The sequence below is a fragment of the Rahnella sp. PD4 genome, from assembly GCF_049199325.1.
Taxonomy (GTDB): domain Bacteria; phylum Pseudomonadota; class Gammaproteobacteria; order Enterobacterales; family Enterobacteriaceae; genus Rahnella; species Rahnella perminowiae.
This window is the reverse complement of sequence record NZ_JBLZQF010000019.1, coordinates 1-19,473: the sequence shown is the minus strand read 5'-3', so window position 1 is coordinate 19,473 and position 19,473 is coordinate 1. Positions and strand designations below refer to the sequence as shown.

Sequence of the window (19,473 nt, the reverse complement as noted above, 5' to 3'; positions counted from 1 at the left end):
TTGCCGAAGATTACCGCTGGGGTGAGTCCTATCCTGAGCCGGGCAAGGAATACAGCAACGAGCCCGGTCAGGGGATGTGGTACGCCAGACGCCGTCAGGAGCGTTATCTGAGCGAACAAATCACCTTTGAGGGCAAGTCCAACTGCATGACGCTGCGTCCGGGGATGGTCATCACCACGCCCGGTAAAGACTGGCCGGAAGCGCCGGACGGCCTGCTGATAGTTTCCACGAACTCTACCAACGTTGCCCGCGACACGGCGTATTTTGTCACCTTCACCGCCGTGCCACGCAATACCCGGCATCCGTATCGCCCCGCTCTGCTGCCGTGGCCAACCGTCACCGGCACGCTGCCTGCCCGCATCTCCAGCGCACATCCGGATGAACCTTATGGCCATATCAGCGCCGACGGTTTGTACCGCGCCCGGTTTGGTTTCGACCGCACCGAATGGCAGAAAGGCTTTGAGAGCTGCTGGCTGCGTCTGGCAAAACCCTATTCCGGGGATACCTGCGGCTTCCATATGCCGCTGCTGGATTCCACCGGCGTGGCGATTGCCTTCGAGAACGGCGACGTTGACCGGCCGTACATTGCTTATGCGCTGCACGATTCACGGCATCCGGATCATGTGGCGTTACCGAACTACAAGCGGAACGTTATCCGCACGCCTTCTGGAAATAAAATCCGACTTGATGACCAACGCGGCAAAGAACATATAAAAATCAGTACGGTACACTCTGGTAAGAGCCAGCTCAGTCTGGGACACCTGGTGGACAGTGCCAGAAAGCAACGCGGTGAAGGCGCAGAATTGCGTACCGATGCCTATGTTGCCGTTCGTGGCGGCAAGGGCATTCTGCTTTCTACCGAGCCGAAGAACAGTGCTCAGGGGCATCAGCTGGATATGGATGCCGCCATTGCCCAGCTTGAAAAAGCCCTGGCTCTGGCCAAAACCCTGAAGAGTAGCGCCGATATCGCTCAGGCGTCTCCGGCAGAAACCACCGATCAGGAGCTGCTCAAGACAGACCTCACCAAACTCGCTCAGCCCGGTGTCGTCGTTTACGGCGATGCCGGGATTGCGCACACCACGCCGAAAACGATCCAACAAACTGCCGGTAAGAATCTGGTAGCCACTGCTGGCCAGGATGCCAGTTTCAGCGTATTCCGTCGTTTCTCGGTCGCCGCCGGTGAACTGTTCTCCGTATTTGCGAACAAGTTAGGCATCAAGCTCATTGCTGCGGCAGGAAAGGTGCAGCTTCAGGCGCAAAAAGACCAGATGGAACTGACCTCTTTTGAAGACATGCAGATCACCAGTACTAACGGCCGCATTGTGCTGAACGCAAAAAAAGAGCTGTTGCTGATGTGTGGCGGGGCGGGGATCCGCATTAAAGACGGGGTGATCGAAGAACTGGCACCGACCCGTATCACCCAAAAATCGCCGGTACTGGAGTATCAGGGTGGGGATAGCGTGAAACAGGCGATGCCGTCATTTGAAGAGGGCAAGTACGCCATTCAGTATCGGCTCCATGCAGAAGATGACCCGACTCAGGTGCTTAAAAATCAGAAATTCCGCATCCACCGCCAGGATGGATCTATAACCGAAGGGGCTACGGATGCCAACGGCGAATCGTCCTTACTTCATATGAACGAACTGGAAAATGCGGCGATTGAGCTAATTAAGGGACTATGAATATGAGTAACTCACAAAACGATAGTTTACGTAATGACGGTTTTTTGTCGGCTGGAGATGTTTGCCGACCGGTCACTGCAGGCGAGATGGTCAAACAGAATTGCCTTATAAAACGTCCCTTGCCGTGCATTGTTATTCTGGTACATGGCGTCAACGATGTCGGGGAAGCCTACCAAAATCAGGATGAAGGCATTTGCAAAGGTCTGAATACCCGTCTGGGGCGTACGGACTTATTCCCCCATAGCTGGAAAAATCAAGAGTTTCAGATTTCAGATGCTGACGGCAATGTTTTCACGCAAGAGTGCTCTGTTGATAATCAGACCTGTGTCGGGCAGGCAAATCGTTCGCCGATTATCCCCTTTTACTGGGGATATCGACCGGTTGAAAAGGATGTTTGGGAAGCAGACCAAAAACGATACAAGGCAGAACTGCGCGAGAAAAAAAATGAAGCAGATTTAGCTTTTGACTCGTTCGTTGAAAATGATGCACGGAAAATTAAAGCCCATAACAAAGCTAAAATTGATAATTACGCTAACTGGCTCGATCCAGCCAAATCTAAAGGCGGTGGCACTTTTGCTAATGCAACGACAAGCATACCTGATATGTTCGGCCCGGGAGGTACAGGGTGGACGATGACAGCTGCTGGCTGGGTTTCCCGCTCCCATATCACAAATAGTGGCGACTGGAGCCACCCAATTTATGACAACCCGCATCGTATCTATCAGGCTTTCGCTGCCCGCAGACTTGCTGACTTAATTTTGACAATCCGACGTGATAAGCGCTCAAAAAATGACACCATTAATATCGTCGCTCACAGTCAGGGCACTATTATCACTATCCTGGCAAATATGTGGGTAAAGGAAGAAGGTTTAGAGCCAGCAGATTGCGTGATATTGAACCACTCTCCCTATTCTACGGATTTTCGTTTGATTGAAAGCTGGAGCCCTGGTAATCAGCAAACCACAGACGGGCGTGAAAGGACGCTGACTAATTTTTGCAAACTAATGGCGACTAACCCGAAATATTCTCCAAACGGGCAGTACTCGGGGGATGACTTACAAAAACTGAAAGATACGCTTTGTCTGTCAAATAATGCCCAATGGAGCGACGCCCGCTATAGCCGTAACAACTTTGGTAAGGTCTACAACTACTTCTGCCCAAATGACACCATTGTTTCCATGAAGCAGGTTCAGGGCTTTGGCTGGAGTGGTATTGCTGACTCATTGCGGGCGAAACTCGGCGCTAATTTTAATCAGCGAGTTTTTTGCAAGGATGTTTATGTTGGGCATAACACCGGGGAACGTTTTGAATTTTCCAAAGCGCTGAGTGATTCAGGGCAAATGGGTGCTAAGAATGCCAGCTACAATTTCAAAGACATCACCGTTGATGCACCTATTTTACCCGTCACATTTCAGTTCAAACTGGGCGGGCAAAATAACGGCGTAGAACACAAAAAAAAACCAATAATTCCTGAAGAACAGTACCGAACAACTCTTGAGGGCCTTGATCCCGATATCGCAAAAACTGCATTGGCTGATGAGCAATTTATACATGAAACTCGCGCGATTCCTGACGGGTTTGGCTTCATGCGTGATCAACATAATTTCACCGGCGCAGAACTGGCGGCTCTTAGTGAGATTTATCAGATAGATGCTATTCGCGCTACCGCGATAGGGCCTTCCCGACAAATGATGGCCACCCAGGTCGAGATCACTCGCCGCATGAACGATGATGAGTTAACTGAGGCCGTTATGAATGCCAAAAATAACATTCAGATCAGCCAGCATTCATCCATTGTGACCAGTAAAGACGTCCCTGAAAAAGCGATGGTGTATGACCTGGCAATTGGGGAATGTCAGGCGTTTGAGTATAAGGATTTTTGGGAGGGGTTATTACTGGAGGCTGACTGGCGGCAGGCGGCAAATCCGCGACCAGAAGTTGGACAGTATTACCTTTATGGTTATTTACCTCCTGAATTTAAATCTCTGATGAATAAACCAGAGAGAGACCACGGTACTCCAAAAGGGCAATTCGGAGTAGTCAATGATTACGCCCCGTCTAAAACTCAACAAACACCACATAAAAATATTTACGGCCAACTGGGAACTAACGCCAACGAATCTATTACTGAACTGCAATGGGCGATGCCTAAACCACTGGTTTAAGGGAATATCATGAAAAAGATAAACAGATTTTTGGTATTAGCTAGCCTGTTGGGTATCTCTGCTTGTGTTCAGAGCGCAAATAATTCCTCCTCTCCTCCAACGCAGGTAGTCTACCGCTTTGATGATCATCGTTATTTGGAGCTGACCGGATTTAACTGTCAAGGGCGTCTTCAGTACATTGATACCAAAAGGAATATTACTACTGATATCTATGATGGTTACTCAGGTTATCGGGTCTATACCAAAATTTATATTCATCCATCAGAACGCTATATCGTCATACCTGAGTATGAGGATCTGAGTACTTTCACTATTTCAAAAGATTACGGGAAAACTTGGGAAAGAGCGCGTTATTCCCCTGGAGCCGGTGCAGATCCTTATGGGAAACGAATCCCAGCAAGAAAAACTGCGTCCGGAATGGAAGTCGTAGCAGGGGAAAATACTTCCCCTCTGTATGAAGACATAATCTCATTAACTGTCGTCGCCGATCAGGGTTTTGTACTGACAAAATGGGGCGATATTTATATGAGCTCCAAGCCTTTCGACGCCTATGACCCAGAGGGGCACGGTGGAAAATGGGGCAAAGAATATGCTTCATGGAATTCATTTGCTGGTCCTGAACGCTGGACAATCGATTCGGACAGAAAAAACTTTCAGGATATTCCCAACAAAGTTCCTGTAGTCAAAAACTACACAGGTTGGGACAAGATGCGCTGTAACCCTGATTTAGGATTGCCTGCATCGGAACAGGGAAAATGAATTAGCAAGGCCGGTTATTAGAATGTCAAAAATATAAACAATCATCCATGTAATAAGGAATATCACATGTTAAAAAAATTATTAATTCTGACAGGGTTTCTTGTTTTAGTAGGTTGCCAGAACCATCTCACCAAAAATCCGGCACCCACTCAGGCTTGTACAACAGATTTAGACTGTACAAAAAAAGGTGCTGAAGATGGCGACGTGGCAGAACAAGTCATTTTGGCCACTCGTTACAATAACGGTGATGGTGTTCCTGTCGATTATAAAAAAGCAGTGTATTGGTACCAAAAAGCTGCAGATAAAGGGATCCCCGAAGCACAGTATGATTTAGGAAATATGTACAGTGACGGGCGTGGCGTACCTAAAAGTGATGAACAAGCCTTCAATTGGTACTTAAAAGCTGCAAAATCGCCTAAGGGTATGGCACCTGCACAGTTTAATGTCGCGTTCATGTATAGCCATGGGGTTTTCGTTAAGCAGGACGAGGTTGCGGCAACAAAATGGTATATGGAAGCGGCCTCAAACAGTCGTGATTATAGAGATGTTGCCGCAATGGCAAGCTTAATTATTGGGCAGTCGTATTACCACGGAGAAGGTGCACCCAAAGATATTCAGACAGCTTACGCCTGGTTCTATTTCGCCAAATTGATTGGCAATAAAGAAGCCGATCGGAGCTTAAATATTATTACTAATAAAATGTCTAAAAAACAAATCGAAAATGCTCAAATCACTGCGAATCAGTTGAATGAAAAGTATCATTTTACTTTAGGCGCTCCTTTTCCTGTTATGTATGCGAAGACGCATCGTTCATAAGGATTTCAAATGCAAGACAAAGGTGGAATTTTTAAAACACTCGTATTAATCACCTTGCTAAGTGGTAGCACTCCATTATTTGCATGTCCAGACATGCAAGGCACTTATAAGGTTGAAGAAGGTGAGACCCAACTTTATCTTCAAAAAGACGGCGCTGAAAATTATAAGGTTCTTCTCGACATCCCGACCTATCCTCTCATGGCTAAAACAGCAAGTCCCATAACAGATAAAGATCGCAAAGAGAGTTTTTATCAAATGCCACTACCGGACTGCACATTGCATATTGAACGGTTAGGTTACCTGATGCCTTTTACTAAAGGTACTATTTATCATCTACATTTTGATTCCCAAGATTATGAAAAAGCAATCAATACTGATTATGTTTTGAGATATAACAATACCCCAAGGGGTATAGCGGCAATGAGTAGAACAAGCAACTCACTACCAGATAAGGCTATCGCTGAGTTCAACAAAAAGTAACATATTCAGGGAAGGATATTTTTATGCGCGGAGTCATTCGCTTAGGCGATCCCCATACCCACGGCGGCAACGTCAGCTCAGCGTCTGGGGCATTATTTGAAGGTAAACCGGTGATGTTAGCCGGTGATACTGTCAGTTGTTCTCAGCATGGCACCGTGCCAGTGAATCAGGGGCATCCGACCTGGAAAATGAACGGTAAAGCCGTGATTGTGGACGGCTGTGTTGCGCAGTGTGGGTGCACCGTCAAGACGACCCTGCCGAACGCCGGAGCGCAATGATGAACTGGTGTCTCCCGGATATGGACCGCAAAACCCTGCCCAAGCTTCCTGCCTGGTGGTGGCTGGCGATACCGTCAGCATGTGTCGCACTCGCTGCTATCGCGTTGTTTTTCACCTGGCCAGTTCAGCGTGGATTTACCAATCTGCGATTCTGGTTCTGGCTGTTGTTGCTGCCGTTATTGGCCTCCACTGCGGTGATGGCCTTTGTGCTCAGTGCGGCGTTGCAGGTCCGTCGTCAGACTGACTGGCGGCATCTGTTTATTGACCGCAAATATGCCCACTGGCAGCACTGGGGACGCCGGTCTCTGCGGCTGGTGGCATTCCACTGCCTGACGCCTGAATCCGACGTGGCCTGTCGCACCCTCGGCCTGGAGGGTATGCCGCCGCAGGCACCGTCTAAGCCCGAAGATATTATGCTGACCGTCCCGGTCTTGATCGGTGAATCTCCACTCAAAAGTGTCATCATCCAAACGCTGACGCCAATGCACAGCGCCTTACGTGCTCTGCCCGCCGTGGAGATATGGCTTTATGGTAATGTCGACGAAAAGCAGGCGGTCCCGTCCATAGAGCATTACTGGAATCAACAGCTTAACAAGCGAATTAATCCTGAGAATGTCCACCTGCAGGATACGGTTCCTGACGCCACATTACTGCATGCCTGGTGTGATGAAGACATTTCAGTTCCGCGTCTGGTAATTGCCCTGCATTTGCTTGACGGCAAAAGCCAGGCCAGTGCCAGCTGCTCCGCCCTGCTCTTCCAGAGGTCTTCCGGGCCGGTGATAAAAGCCCCGCCTTTCCGACCGGTATACCTGTTCCGCCCGCTGGTGACACAGTCGCACGACCTCGATGCGGACTTCCCTCGATTTCTGACCGCCGGCCAAACCGAGGCCAAACGTCTGAGCCATCTGTGGGATGCCGGGCTGCACAGCCGCGAGCGCGGCGCCCTGCTGGCTCTGCTGGATGAACACAACGTGATGCTGCCGGCACAGGGGCGTCACGATCTGTCCCTGTTGTTAGGCCCTGCGAGTCCGGCCTCCTTCTGGCTTGCCCTGTGCCTCGCGGCGCAGGGATGCGATTTAGGCCAGCGCGGCCAACTGGTCGCCGCACAGTCTGAGGAGTCCATCAGCCTGGTTCAGCTCAGCACCCAGCCTGCTGCGCCCGTGAACATGCCTGTCGATACGATTTCACGCTATCCGCTGGCCTATCTGGCGGGGATCGTGGCCGTGATGCTGGCCCTGATATTACTCCCCGCCGATCGTGATACGCAGGTGGGCATGCTGCCCTGGCTGGGCGGCGGACTGGTGGTGGTCGCCGCCTTACTGAGTTTCTCTGTCCCTCTGGCACTGCGTTTATGGCGTAAGCGGCTCGATGTGGAATGGCGCCTGCTGGAACAACAACGTCATGACTAAAAGCCTTCACCTGATGCTGGTGGTGATGCTCGCCCTGGCCCTGAGCCTTCTGTGGCTGAACGCCGACGGAGAAACCCTCACCCACGGCGTGGCCTGGTGGGCAACCGGCGTTATCCTGCTGAGCTATCTTCTGCTGACCCGCTACGCTTTTGCCCTGGAACTGCTCGATTTTAACCGCCCGCCCGAGGCACAGGACGACGCGCGCATCACGGCGTTTGATACCCTGCGTTTCACCCTGCGTCACCGCGATGGCTGGCACTGGAAGCACAAGCAGCCGTGGCTTTTGGTCACCGGTGAGGCGGAGGTGGTGGAAAAAGTCGCCCCCGGCCTGACGCAGGCGCGCTGGCTGGAAAGCCAGAACGCCGTCCTTATCTGGTGTGGCGAGGCTGACGCGCTGGATGTAGCCGCCGTCACGCAGCTGCGCGACATGCGCGGGCGCCGCGCCTTTAACGCCGTGCTGTGGGTCACCGATGTGACGGCTGAACCACAATACCTGTGGACCCCGCAGCCGGTGCCTAATCAGACGCTGCCAACGGGCAACAGCGACGCCGTCTATCGTCAGTTTATCGCGCTCGGGCGCACCCTCAGCTGGCGTCCGCCGGTGTTTGGCGTGTGTCTGAGTGAGCCGCAGTGGGAACAGGACGACCGTCCGGTGCAGAGTATCGGCTGTCACTGGCCGGCGGGCACGCCGGTCTCACTTGATGACCAGCTCAGTCAGCTTGCCGCCACGCTCATCCCGCAGGGCATTGCGCAGCTGAACGAGAACAAACGCTGGGCCTGGCTGCTGCAGCTGTCAGGGGATCTGAAACACCACACCGGCGCGTTGCTCAGGCAGCGTTTTCAGCCGTGGCCCGGTGAGCATCAGCGCGTGCTGGCCGGCGGCATCTTCTTTATGCCTGCTGCCCCTGAACCGGCTTCTGTCCAGCAACGCTCCCACGCCTGCTATTTGTCCCCCGCCTGGAACGGCGTTATCGCGCAAAGCCGGATACAGCAGGGTCGCCGCGACCACCTGTCCACCGGTGACAAACTGGCCATCGGCACGCTGACGCTGGCGGGACTGTGGGTACTCGGCATGGGAATATCTGCCTGTACCAACCGCACGCTTATCGCCGACAGCCAGGCGCTGTTGCAGGCGGCCCGCACGCCGGCCCCGATGTCCGACACGCTGACCCGCAGCGTGGCCCTGCAGGATCACATTGACCGCCTGCTGTGGTGGCAGCAAAACGGCTCGCCGTGGCTGAACCGCTTCGGCCTCGATCAGCGTGATGCGGTGATCAACGCACTGTGGCCCGCCTATACCCGGCAAAGTCAGGCTTTGCTGATAACGCCGGTGGTAAACGCGCTAAAAGACCGGCTGCAGGCGTTTGTGTCCCTGCCGCCGGGCTCTGCCGAACGACGTCTGGCCGGAAAAATGGCCTATCAGCAACTGAAAGCCTACCTGATGCTGCTGCATCCTGAACACGCCGATCCGGCCTTTATGCAGCCGGTGCTGTCTCCTCTGTGGACGTCGCCGGGCGGCGTGGCGCCGGGAGAATGGCTGGCCCGTTCAGACAAACTGCTCGCCTTTTATCTGCAGCAACTGCCGCGTCATCCGCAGTGGAAGCTGCCTGCCGATGATCCGCTGGTGGCCAACGTGCGCACCATCCTGCGCAGCCAGAAAGGCATCAGCAACAGCGAAAACGCGCTGTATCAGCAGGTGTTGCTGAGCGTGTCGCCGCACTATGCCGACGTCACGCTCGACAGCCTGCTTGGGGAGTCCGCCGGCGGTCAGCTGTTCTCCACCGATGACACCCTGCCCGGCATGTTCACCCGTGAAGCCTGGGAGGGAGAGGTCAGCGACGCGATTGATAAAGCGGCTGCGGCACGCCACGTCACCACCGACCGGGTGCTGGATGATAAAGGTGAGCAACAGCTGCTGACCAAAGACCAGCTGCAGTACCGCCTGACCGAGCGCTACTTTGCCGATTACACCAGCGCCTGGCTCAATTTCCTCAACAGCATCCGCTGGAACACCAGCGACTCGCTGAGCACCTCCCTCGATCAGCTGACCCAGCTGGCCGATGCCCGCCAGTCGCCGCTGCTGGCCCTGAGCCGCACCCTGCGTTATCAGGGCGCGGCCGGTCAGCACCGCGAAGCGATGGGGGACTCCCTGCTGAAATCGGCGCAAAAACTGGTGTCGAAAACTACGCCGGAAGCCGGTTTCGCCGGCGGCCACAATGACCCGACCCGCGTGCTGGGCGAGACCTTCGCCCCGCTGCTGGCCGTGTTACCGCCGGAGAGCCCGGCGGCAGGTGAAACGCAGGCCGCACAAAACACCTCCGGCGTTACCGTCAGCAACTATTTGCTGCAGGTGTCACAAACGCGACTGCAGCTGCTGCAGGTGACCAATGCCTCGGACCCGCAGGCGATGGCACAAAGCCTGGTCAGATCCGCCTTCAGCAACGGTGACACCACGCTGTCGCAGGGCCGTCGCTACGCGCAGCTTCTGGCAGCCAGCCTGGGTGGCGAATGGAGCAGCTTTGCCGACGCCGCATTTGTCCAGCCGCTGGAACAGGCGTGGAACGGCGTCATGGCCCCGGCACAGCAGGGGATCAACAGCGCCTGGCAGGTTCAGGTGCAGAACCCGTGGCAGGCGGAATTTACCGGACGCTACCCGTTCGATAACACCAAAAATGACGCGGATTTCACCCAGCTGGCTCACTACCTGACGCCGGATACCGGCCTGATTGACCAGTTTATTACCCGGCAACTGGCCGGCGTGCTGGAAAAACAGGGTGACAGCTGGGTACCTGACCCGCTCAACACTCAGGGAATGCGCATCAACCCGGACTTCCTCAGCGCGGTTAACCCACTGAGCCAGCTCGGCCGCCGCGTCTTCCCGCAGGGCAAACCCGGCGTGACCTTTGAGCTGCAGATCCGCCCGACCCGCAACGTGGTCGAAACCGACCTGCAGATTGATGACGCTGTCCTGAAGTACTTTAACCAACTGCCGGGCTGGCAGACGTTCCGCTGGCCAGACGCCGCCAGCGATCACCCGCAGGTGTCCCTGACGTACTCACCGGTCGCGGCATCGGGGAAAAGCGCCGACGCCTTCCAGAACTATTTTCAGGCGGACGGCCGCTGGGCCTGGCTGCGTTTACTCGATAAGGCGCAGGTTGAACAGCTCGACAGCAGCCGCTATCGCCTGAGCTGGCAAACCGCCACCAAAGAGACGCTGAACGTGGTCTTACGTACCCAAAGCGGCGGCGGCCCGCTGGAGCTGCTTACCCTGCGACGCTTTAAGCTGCCGGCCCAAATATTTACCTCTCCGGGCCTGGCCACGGACAATGCGGAGGACACAACACGCCATGACGCCCAATAATTTCCAGCGACTAAGACGCGGCACCGCGCTGTTATTACTGCCCTTGCTGATAAGCAGCTGCGGCCTGACGCAGCGCGTGGGCAACGGCGCCTCTGCGGTCGCAGATGCCGTAATCTACCGTAAAATAGACACTTTGCACCTGACGCTGACCTCCCGCGCCGCGCTCAACAACAACGAAGGCGGCGAGGCGCTGCCGACGGTGGTGCGCGTTTATCAGCTCAAAGACCGTAAAACTTTTGATACCGCCAGCTACGCTGCCCTGCTCAGGCAGGACAACACCGTGCTGGCCGCTGACCTGCTCGACCGGCAGATTGTCCTGGTAATGCCGGACGCAGAGGCGACGGTGGCCGTGCCGCTGCATGCCGACGCACAGTTTGTCGCCGTGGTTGCCCTCTTTATGGCACCGGATGTCACAAACAACACCTGGCGGCTGGTTCTGGAAAGCAGCGACCTCGATGACAGCAAGGACCGGATTGTTGAGCTCAATGACAACCGGCTGCAGCTTGGGAAAACGCAGTAATGGAAGAGGATTTCTTAAAATATTTTGACGGCGAAATGCGCTACCTGAAGGAAGCCGGGCTGGAGTTTGCGAAAGAATTCCCGGAACTGGGGCGCGCCCTGGGGTTAGACGGCAGTCCGGTTCCGCGCGATGACTCGGTCGAGCGGTTGTTTCAGGGCTTTTCGCTGATGATGGCCAAACTGCGGCAGAAGATTGATGATGATATTCCCGAACTGACCGAACCGCTGACGCTCAGTCAGTCCGGGACACAATGGGTATAGCCGGAACGACGCTTAACACGGATTTTATTCTGAAGAATACGGAAGAACCCATCGGCAGCACCTTCTCGCCGACAAAGCTCGCACCGCTGCCACGCCTGATAACCGTTCGCGCTGGCAGGCTACAACGTGGTGCCGGGACTACGGGAGGATAATCTGGATGTAATGTCAAAAACGGTGACGATGAAACTGGGCAGGATCCGGGATAAGAAAAATAACAAATTTAATTAACAAAGGAGTGCCAAATGCTAAATGCCATTCTGGAAGGAAAAGCGGGCAGGATAATGCTCAATGGCAGTGAACCACAAAGCTGGCGAACCGTTTTTCAGTCTTATGAGGATTTACTCACAGCAGCAATCTGGAGCCGCGTTAGCTATTTATCCCCGGCAGCAATGGATCAGTTTTTTTCAGCGATGCTGGGAATTAACCGGGACAGTTGGGGAAAATTTGAATCCATCACCTTCTGGCCCAAATATGTTTTCCCTGATCCGGCTGATGAGAAGATGCAACCCTTTCTTTCAGGAGACGAACGATTTGCCGAACCCGATCTCGTGATCACTTTTGAGCATACGGCGCTGATCATTGAAGTCAAACCACCGGCTGGCGGCAGGCAATATCTACAGCAATGGCGGAAAGAGCTCTACACCTATCTGGCAGATGACAACGCCAAAGAAAGCGTTCATTTTCTGGCGCTGGGTAATTTGCCTGCCACTACAGAGAACTGGTTTCAGGAATTAAAAACACAGTTCCCGCAGGTCGAGTTTCATGGCATGGAATGGCGCAGGGTCCGGGAGGTTTTCCAGTACGCAGAGTGGGAAGCGCCACAGGATAAACGCATCGTCGCTGATTGCCTGAAGGCACTTGCGCTCTATGGCATCCGGGAACCTTTGCTCCCCTGGCAGCAATTTCATCAATTTCTGGCAGCTACGCCACTCTCCACTGATTTCTCATTTTTGAAGGCACAATAATCATGCACGATCCCTTTGCTCAGGTCCGACAAGCCCACCGCATCTGCGGGGCGTATTACCAGCATATACTCCCGATGATCAACGAAGTCGCGCAGAAAATGGAGGCATCGTTTCTGCTGTGGGACACCTGGAGTTTCAACAAGCCGCCGCGCCGCGGGGCAAATCCGCTGGAAAACTGGAAATGGGACTTCCTGCCGATGATGGACGTTTCATTTGTGTTCAGTAAGCAGCAACAACCCAATACGCCGATGGCAGCGACCGATTATGTGCTGGACTTTAAACTGGTGACAGACAGCGAACTGGAATGTGACCAGCGCGTGTTGCAATACGGTGAAGATGACGAACCGCCAGCCACAGGATTGAAAACCCCGGTGGAAGAAGCTAAAAGCTATCTGACTGTGTATCTCTTTTCTGCGGTAAACGATGACGCTACTTACGCGTCAGCCGAAGACCTGTGGTGGAACTATGACGGATATCCTGAGACTGATTCAAAGATCCAGTTATCGGATGATAAGAGCATCAAAGGCATCGGGTTTTCTGTACCGCTGGCGGAGATTGCTGATGATGGTGGGGTGAATTGGCTGGTGGATAGAATTTCAGAGCACAGGGAATGCCTTATGGGATGCTGAGATTCAGTGACAGCCCGCGCGCGATCCCGTTGATCCGGGGTCGCGATATTTTCGTGACACCTCAGATTATTTTTACCTGACTTTCATTGAATTACCTATTCTTTGCGAGCATGATCGCAAGAACTTCAATCTGTTAACCTTCGGCTATGACCCCATGTAAAGCACTGCAAACAGCAATTTCCAATGTGGCAGTCTGGCGCAACGGCGACCAGTGCGCGCCGCATAAACCTCTGCTGCTGCTCTATGTTCTGTCGCAATATCTGAACGGTCATTCCCGACTCTTCGACTACGGGGAAGAGATCCACGAGCCATTGACAAAATTGCTGGCGGACTTCGGCCCTAAACGGCGCGACTACTATCCGAATATGCCTTTCTGGCGGTTGAGGACTGACGGGTTCTGGACGCTGGAAAATACTGAGGATTGTAAGCCACGCAAGGGCAATATCCAGCCGACAAAACGTGAGCTGATTGAGAATCATGTTTCGGGGGGGTTTGACGAAAGCAGCTACCAGATCCTTCGTGAAGCGCCGGAAATGATTAACAAGCTGGCGCAACAGATCATGACAGAGCGTTTCCCGGAAAGCCTCCAGATACTTCTCGCAGACCGTCTGGGGTTTGATTTTACGTCACTGCTGAAAGCGCGTGATCCCCGTTTCAGGGAGATTGTTCTTCGGGCTTATCACTCACGCTGTGCTATCTGTGGCTACGATTTGCGGCTGGATGGCGCACTCGTAGGACTGGAGGCGGCGCATATCCGCTGGAAGCAATACGGCGGCCCGTGCGAAGTGAATAACGGACTGGCCCTTTGCTCCCTGCATCATTCTGCCTTTGATATGGGAGCGATAGGAATAGATGAGCATATGACTATCCGTATTTCCGGTGGCGTAAACCGCAGCCCGGTTGTGGATCACCTTTTCTGGCAGCGTGACGGCAAACAACTTTATTTACCGCAGGATAAAGTTTACTGGCCGGGGGAAAGATTTATTGAATGGCATCAGAATCAGGTGTTTAAAAGTTGAGTTGTGGTCTGTTGAGAATTATAGAAAGCATCAATGATGATGTTTATTACTCATTGATATTTAGATAAATAGAATATTTCGCTCATAAAAAAACCATATGCAAGGTGACTGAATTTTCATAGAGATGGTCGAAGGCCGGACTCGCTAAAATAACTTAATTAATTGAATTTAATATAAAAATAAAAAATGACCACCAAAACAGATATATACAATCAGTACAATAACATTTGCTAATGTTTTACGAGCATTTTATAAAGGTAAAAAGTCATTAAGAAATTTCTGATACGTGGGGATTTGCTTCACTTGCATACAATAGGAAGCTAATCATATCTACACTAAACTAATTGAAAGAATATAATATGGATAGGATATTAGTAGTTAAAGAAGAAAATCACTCCCCGAACCCTGAACTCGGACTCGTCATCCCAGTTGCACATATGAGTGATGACGGTACTTTTCGTAATTTAGAAGCTGATGAATTTCCCAATGGAGGAATCTTTATTTCAAAAGGTTTTTCTAATATTAGCCACCAATTTGGTAACAATGAATTATTCATCCTTAATGAATATTATGACAGTAATGAAGACGATTGGATAAATAATACTCGCCGTCAAAAACACTTTGCGTTAGGCAATAAAGTAGATAGGCTTGATAAAAGCGCATTCATTCCAATAATAAGCATGGAAATACCAGACTTAAAAACTGGATTCATTAATCATGATATAGACTTCCCTAATACCCATTTCTTTATCGAAAACAATGATTATATTTACGGTCCGTTTAAAGCCTCGAAACAGGATGTTAACTGGCAGCTTTCACCATTAACGACACCTTCTCCTTTACAATTAAAACAGGACCATATAGCTAAACTAGCTGTAAAGGATATTTATGATAATAATTTGAGCTCAACCTGGGTAATAAAAGGAGATACAAAAAAGTTTATAAATAACTTAAGAGAACTTGCTAGTTTATCTTTTGAGCAAATAGACTTTATATCTGATACTAGATTAGTTTCGTACTTTACGAAAAATGGTTTTGGTAACGGTTTATCCAAAAATAAAAACCCACTCGGTAAAAGTGAAGCACAGAAACTAACCCAAGGCATAGATGAATATGTAAAGAAAAACAAGATATTAGAAAATAGTGAACGACTCATAAGATTAAAAGAACTTTTAGGTGACTTCCTTGATTCCAGCCCTTTTGGACAAGATATCGTTCAGGACTTTTTAGCTGAGTCCAGAGATGGTCGACTTTATCTTGACAGTTACTTCAATAAAAACAAAGATTTACTTATAAAACAGAAAAGTGACGAACTTGAAGAAGTTACTAGAATTCAGAAAATTAAACTAGAAAAAGAAATTACAGAGATCGAAAGGCAGATCACTAGCAAACGTGCAGAATTAGATTTAGAAATAAAGAATATTGAATTAGAAAAAATAAAAGCCAAAGATAAAATTGAAGAAATAAAAAAACAATCATCAGAAGACGCACATCAGTTTTTGATGCAAAATCAAAAAGTTTTAACACAACAAAATACTGATTTAGAAGAAAAGATAAAAGAAAATGATTCAAAGCTTGAAATATTCTATGCAACCTTATCTCGCGTAAATGATTATAAATCCCTTACAGAAGAAATAAACTATCTAAAAAGACTAAAGGAAGATTTAGAAAAGGAAAAAGAGTCTGTTGAAAAAGCTGTCAGTCTTAAGAAGGCAACATTAAACTCCCCTCAACTTCCAGAAAAGGTGGTGGAAATACATGCTCTAACTGCATTATTGAACGGACATAGAAATAAAGAGAACACATCTCAATTACACAAAACAAAAATCATTCCATCCTCTGTAACTTTGACTTCGGAAAATAGAAAAGACTATATCAATTATTTAGTTGAGTCCTTTAGTAATGATAATGGTAGAAATTTCACTTTCGATGAAATGTCAAACTTATTGATATGTGTCGGCCAGTCTTTCATGACTATACTTTCTGGACCTCCGGGCACAGGTAAAACGTCAACGGCTATTAGACTTGCACAAAACTTAGGTCTCACTGGCTCTGATGATATATTTAATACTAGCAACTTCCTGAATATACCTGTTGGAAGAGCATGGGTGTCTAGTCGCGATATTTTAGGATTTTATAATTCACTAAAAGATGTATATCAACCGGCACGAACTGGTCTCTATGAATTCTTAAAAAGTGATCATAATGCAGAATTTATTAAGTTAGTCCTACTTGATGAAGCTAATTTGTCGAGTGTAGAGCATTATTGGTCTGATTTTTTGGGAATGTGTGATCCTGAGGGACGTTATCGCCAAATTGATACTGGTATTCCATCAAACGAAGAAAGATATCTTAAAGCATCCAAAGGTGTTCGCTTTATATCAACAATAAATAATGATGCTTCTACCGAAAGGCTTTCCCCACGTTTAATTGATCGTGTTCCGATTATAAACCTCACACATAATACACAATTCAAATCAATTGAACAAAAAACTATAGATTTTAATGGTTCTATTAACATTGAACAATTCGAAAGCGCGTTTGATATCTCTATTTATGAATCTAATTTTTCAACAGATGAGGAAAACGCCCTTAACAATATAATTGAAATTTTGGGTTCACCTATAAATAAAACAACTTCTGTTCGAGTAAGCCAAAGAAAGATAAATGCAATGAAACGCTATTGTCATGTTGCAAATGAAATAGAAGGAATGAGAACACAACCGCTTGACTATGCGATAAATCAACATTTGCTACCTTTAATTGAGGGATACGGTAGTGGATTCAAAGAAAGGTTGCAGAACCTAGAACAAAAACTGACTGAACTAGATTTCAACATATCGAAATCAACGTTAAAAAATATTATCAATAATGGTGATGTCTACAGCGATTCTTATTCATATTTCTAAGGATTAAAAATGAAAATTTATTTAAAAATCCTTAATGGTAAGCGACAAAATACGGTTCTCACACTGAATTCATTGAGTGAGTTTTTAATTAAAACTGGTGCGCATAATTTTGTACTGGAAGATGAGGCATTAGAATTAAGTATCCATAGCAGTGAAAACTTAGGTAGGCCAAAGATACTTCTTTATGAAAATGAAGTTGATGTAACATACATCGATGAAATTAAAGATGAATGGGTATATACTTGGACTCCTAAAAAACTAGGCCGAGATTATTACGAATGCTTCTTCCATAACTATTATGGAATTGCTGAGCTTTCTGTAGAGTTAAATCTAGATCAGAATACAAAGATAATTGAATTTGAACCTATTGAAGTTCTTGCAAAGAAAATTAATGCTGAACGAGTCGAGCTTATGCTTAACTTCTTGGCAAACAAGCATAGCGATGCCTTGTGCGCTTTTTTCCGTGTAACCCGCCGTAAGGCGGGCTATGTCCAAGGTGATACTCCGGCAGAAATATTACTAGAACAGTTGGAGAACACAATAAATAAAACATTGGTCTTAGTAAGAAAGATAATCCAGAGCCCTATTACAAAACTAAGTAGTAGCGAAAGCTATGTGATCCCGTCCGATAGTACAAATATTGACGATACTTCCTTGGCATGGATATGTGATAATATTGATGAGTTATACGAAACGGATTGTGCTAACTCAGCCATTCTTGAGCATGAATATAAGCTTTATAGTGCTGCTAAGATAAGAGAAAATAAGCTTTATGAAGATACTAATGTTTACGAAAACCAAATTATACATGGATTTATCTCAACATTGTGCATAGCTACCTCAACACTCCTCTATGGCTTTGAGAGCCCATTCAAACCATCTATTAACTCAAATATGACGCCGTTAGGATATCTAAGTTTCTTCTCGCAAATACAGAAGTTCCATAAAAACATTAATGAGAGAAAAACATCAAAATGTAAAATTTTATTGATGCAACTTCACTCTCTTAAAAAGACTATGGGTGATAAGCTGGCTATAAATAAAGAAATAAAAGGAGTGCCAGTTTTCACTATGAAAGCAAAGAATAATTCTATTTATCTTTCATTATTCAAGAAAATAGTTGAATGGAATAGATATGGCAAGCCGGATTGGAGTGTACAAGATGAACTTCTCTCAATACAGAGCATCCCTAAGCTTTTCGAATATTATTCCTTATTTTACATAAAAGACCTGCTTGATCTTAAATTAAAATTTTCTCCAGAAACAGAATTCAACTCTCGGGATTTTAAATTTTCTTACTCCCTAAATAATGACATCAAACTATCATTATATTATGAGCCAAAGTTTTGGGCAGTTAACCACTCTAATGCAGACTTAAGAGGTCTTATAAATTCCGAGGGATGGACTGTTTATAATGGTAAAGTTAATCAAAGATCCTCTACTCATAAATATTCTAATCGTTCCCCTGACTTTGTAATTGCTATTGAGAAGAATGATATTATAGTAAAAAACTATATTATGGACGCTAAATATACAACATCTGAAAAAGCGTTTATACATTACCTCCCTGATTTAACATTAAAATACCTCCATGGAATTCATTCTGTGAACAGCAGGATGTCAACAACAAGCGGATTACTGATAATAAATCCTGATGAATCACCGCATGCTAAACATTTCCATAGTAAAAACTTTGACCTATTCTCAGAATATCCAGTTTCCCCGTATATTACTTGCGTGGGAGTCAATCCTGGCGAAGAATTTAAGGATAATAGTGATTTTGAAAACATAATTAGTAGAGTAGTCGACTTACTAAGTAAAGAGTTCAGAGCACCAGTTGAATTAAACCTGAAGCTTACTGTTAATCAATGATGTATTTTTTAAATTATGCTTAAAGAATATTTAATTTATATAAGTATCAATACGCATAACCGTGCTTTTGCCACCGCGCGGGCAGTTCTCCCCGCCTGCCCGCTGCTGACTTAGCCCACTGGTTTTGATGCATGAAGTAAAGCCTCTGAAAGCCTGTGTAGCAAGGGTTTTGAGCCCTTTTGAGCACGCCGTGTAAGTATCCCACCAAAACGGCCCATTCACTTTTAGAGATCTTCCGACATACTGATTATGTCCCCTGAGGAGATCGCTATGCGTAAGATCCGATTCACTGAGCACCAGATCATCGCCGTCCTGAAATCAGTCGAGGCTGGCAGGACCGTCAAAGATG

Annotated in this window: 15 protein-coding genes and 1 pseudogene; all 16 read left to right on the top strand. The window is 48.4% G+C overall.

The window, feature by feature from the left end:
* Positions 1–1,682: DUF2345 domain-containing protein (locus ACOZIO_RS24855; RefSeq protein WP_421595872.1), on the top strand; the 1,682-nt coding region annotated here is incomplete at its 5' end.
* Positions 1,683–1,684: 2 nt separating this feature from the next.
* Positions 1,685–3,847, top strand: a complete 2,163-nt coding sequence (locus ACOZIO_RS24850) for a T6SS effector phospholipase Tle3 domain-containing protein (RefSeq protein WP_129954639.1) — start codon at positions 1,685–1,687, stop codon at positions 3,845–3,847.
* A 9-nt stretch (positions 3,848–3,856) separates the two neighbouring features.
* The gene (locus ACOZIO_RS24845) at positions 3,857–4,606 is read left to right on the top strand and encodes a T6SS immunity protein Tli3 family protein (RefSeq protein ID WP_129954640.1); all 750 of its coding nucleotides are present in this window, start codon (positions 3,857–3,859) and stop codon (positions 4,604–4,606) included.
* 66 nt (positions 4,607–4,672) lie between these two features.
* The gene (locus ACOZIO_RS24840; RefSeq protein ID WP_129954641.1) at positions 4,673–5,422 is read left to right on the top strand and encodes a tetratricopeptide repeat protein; all 750 of its coding nucleotides are present in this window, start codon (positions 4,673–4,675) and stop codon (positions 5,420–5,422) included.
* Positions 5,423–5,431: 9 nt separating this feature from the next.
* A complete protein-coding gene (locus tag ACOZIO_RS24835) occupies positions 5,432–5,902 on the top strand; it encodes a hypothetical protein (protein WP_421595871.1) in 471 nt (156 codons plus the stop codon).
* Positions 5,903–5,925: 23 nt separating this feature from the next.
* On the top strand, positions 5,926–6,180 hold the full coding sequence (locus tag ACOZIO_RS24830) for a PAAR domain-containing protein (protein ID WP_421595870.1): 255 nt from the start codon (positions 5,926–5,928) through the stop codon (positions 6,178–6,180).
* Positions 6,177–7,589, top strand: a complete 1,413-nt coding sequence (locus ACOZIO_RS24825; protein ID WP_421595869.1) for a hypothetical protein — start codon at positions 6,177–6,179, stop codon at positions 7,587–7,589. The genes ACOZIO_RS24830 and ACOZIO_RS24825 overlap by 4 nt, the downstream gene beginning before the upstream one ends.
* Positions 7,582–10,950: an ImcF-related family protein gene (locus ACOZIO_RS24820; protein WP_421595868.1), complete on the top strand. Its 3,369-nt coding sequence runs from the start codon at positions 7,582–7,584 to the stop codon at positions 10,948–10,950. Before ACOZIO_RS24825 ends, ACOZIO_RS24820 begins: the two co-directional genes overlap by 8 nt.
* Positions 10,937–11,470: a type VI secretion system lipoprotein TssJ gene (gene tssJ / locus ACOZIO_RS24815; protein ID WP_421595867.1), complete on the top strand. Its 534-nt coding sequence runs from the start codon at positions 10,937–10,939 to the stop codon at positions 11,468–11,470. Before ACOZIO_RS24820 ends, tssJ begins: the two co-directional genes overlap by 14 nt.
* Positions 11,470–11,730, top strand: a complete 261-nt coding sequence (locus ACOZIO_RS24810) for a type VI secretion system baseplate subunit TssF (RefSeq protein ID WP_421595866.1) — start codon at positions 11,470–11,472, stop codon at positions 11,728–11,730. Before tssJ ends, ACOZIO_RS24810 begins: the two co-directional genes overlap by 1 nt.
* A gap of 68 nt (positions 11,731–11,798) precedes the next feature.
* Positions 11,799–11,958 (top strand): annotated as a pseudogene (locus ACOZIO_RS24805) (type VI secretion system baseplate subunit TssG); the annotation flags it as partial.
* Positions 11,959–11,972: 14 nt separating this feature from the next.
* The gene (locus tag ACOZIO_RS24800) at positions 11,973–12,695 is read left to right on the top strand and encodes a hypothetical protein (RefSeq protein WP_421595865.1); all 723 of its coding nucleotides are present in this window, start codon (positions 11,973–11,975) and stop codon (positions 12,693–12,695) included.
* 2 nt (positions 12,696–12,697) lie between these two features.
* Positions 12,698–13,324 (top strand): hypothetical protein, encoded by a 627-nt coding sequence (locus ACOZIO_RS24795; protein ID WP_421595864.1) that lies wholly within the window; start codon positions 12,698–12,700, stop codon positions 13,322–13,324.
* Between the two features lie 146 nt (positions 13,325–13,470).
* Positions 13,471–14,343, top strand: a complete 873-nt coding sequence (locus tag ACOZIO_RS24790; protein WP_421595863.1) for a phosphorothioated DNA-binding restriction endonuclease — start codon at positions 13,471–13,473, stop codon at positions 14,341–14,343.
* 359 nt (positions 14,344–14,702) lie between these two features.
* Entirely contained in the window at positions 14,703–17,252 is a 2,550-nt protein-coding gene (locus ACOZIO_RS24785; protein ID WP_421595862.1) for a hypothetical protein, read from the top strand.
* 9 nt (positions 17,253–17,261) lie between these two features.
* Complete coding sequence (locus ACOZIO_RS24780; RefSeq protein ID WP_421595861.1) at positions 17,262–19,124, top strand: DUF2357 domain-containing protein; 1,863 nt, start codon at positions 17,262–17,264, stop codon at positions 19,122–19,124.
* The last annotated feature ends 349 nt before the right edge of the window (positions 19,125–19,473 follow it).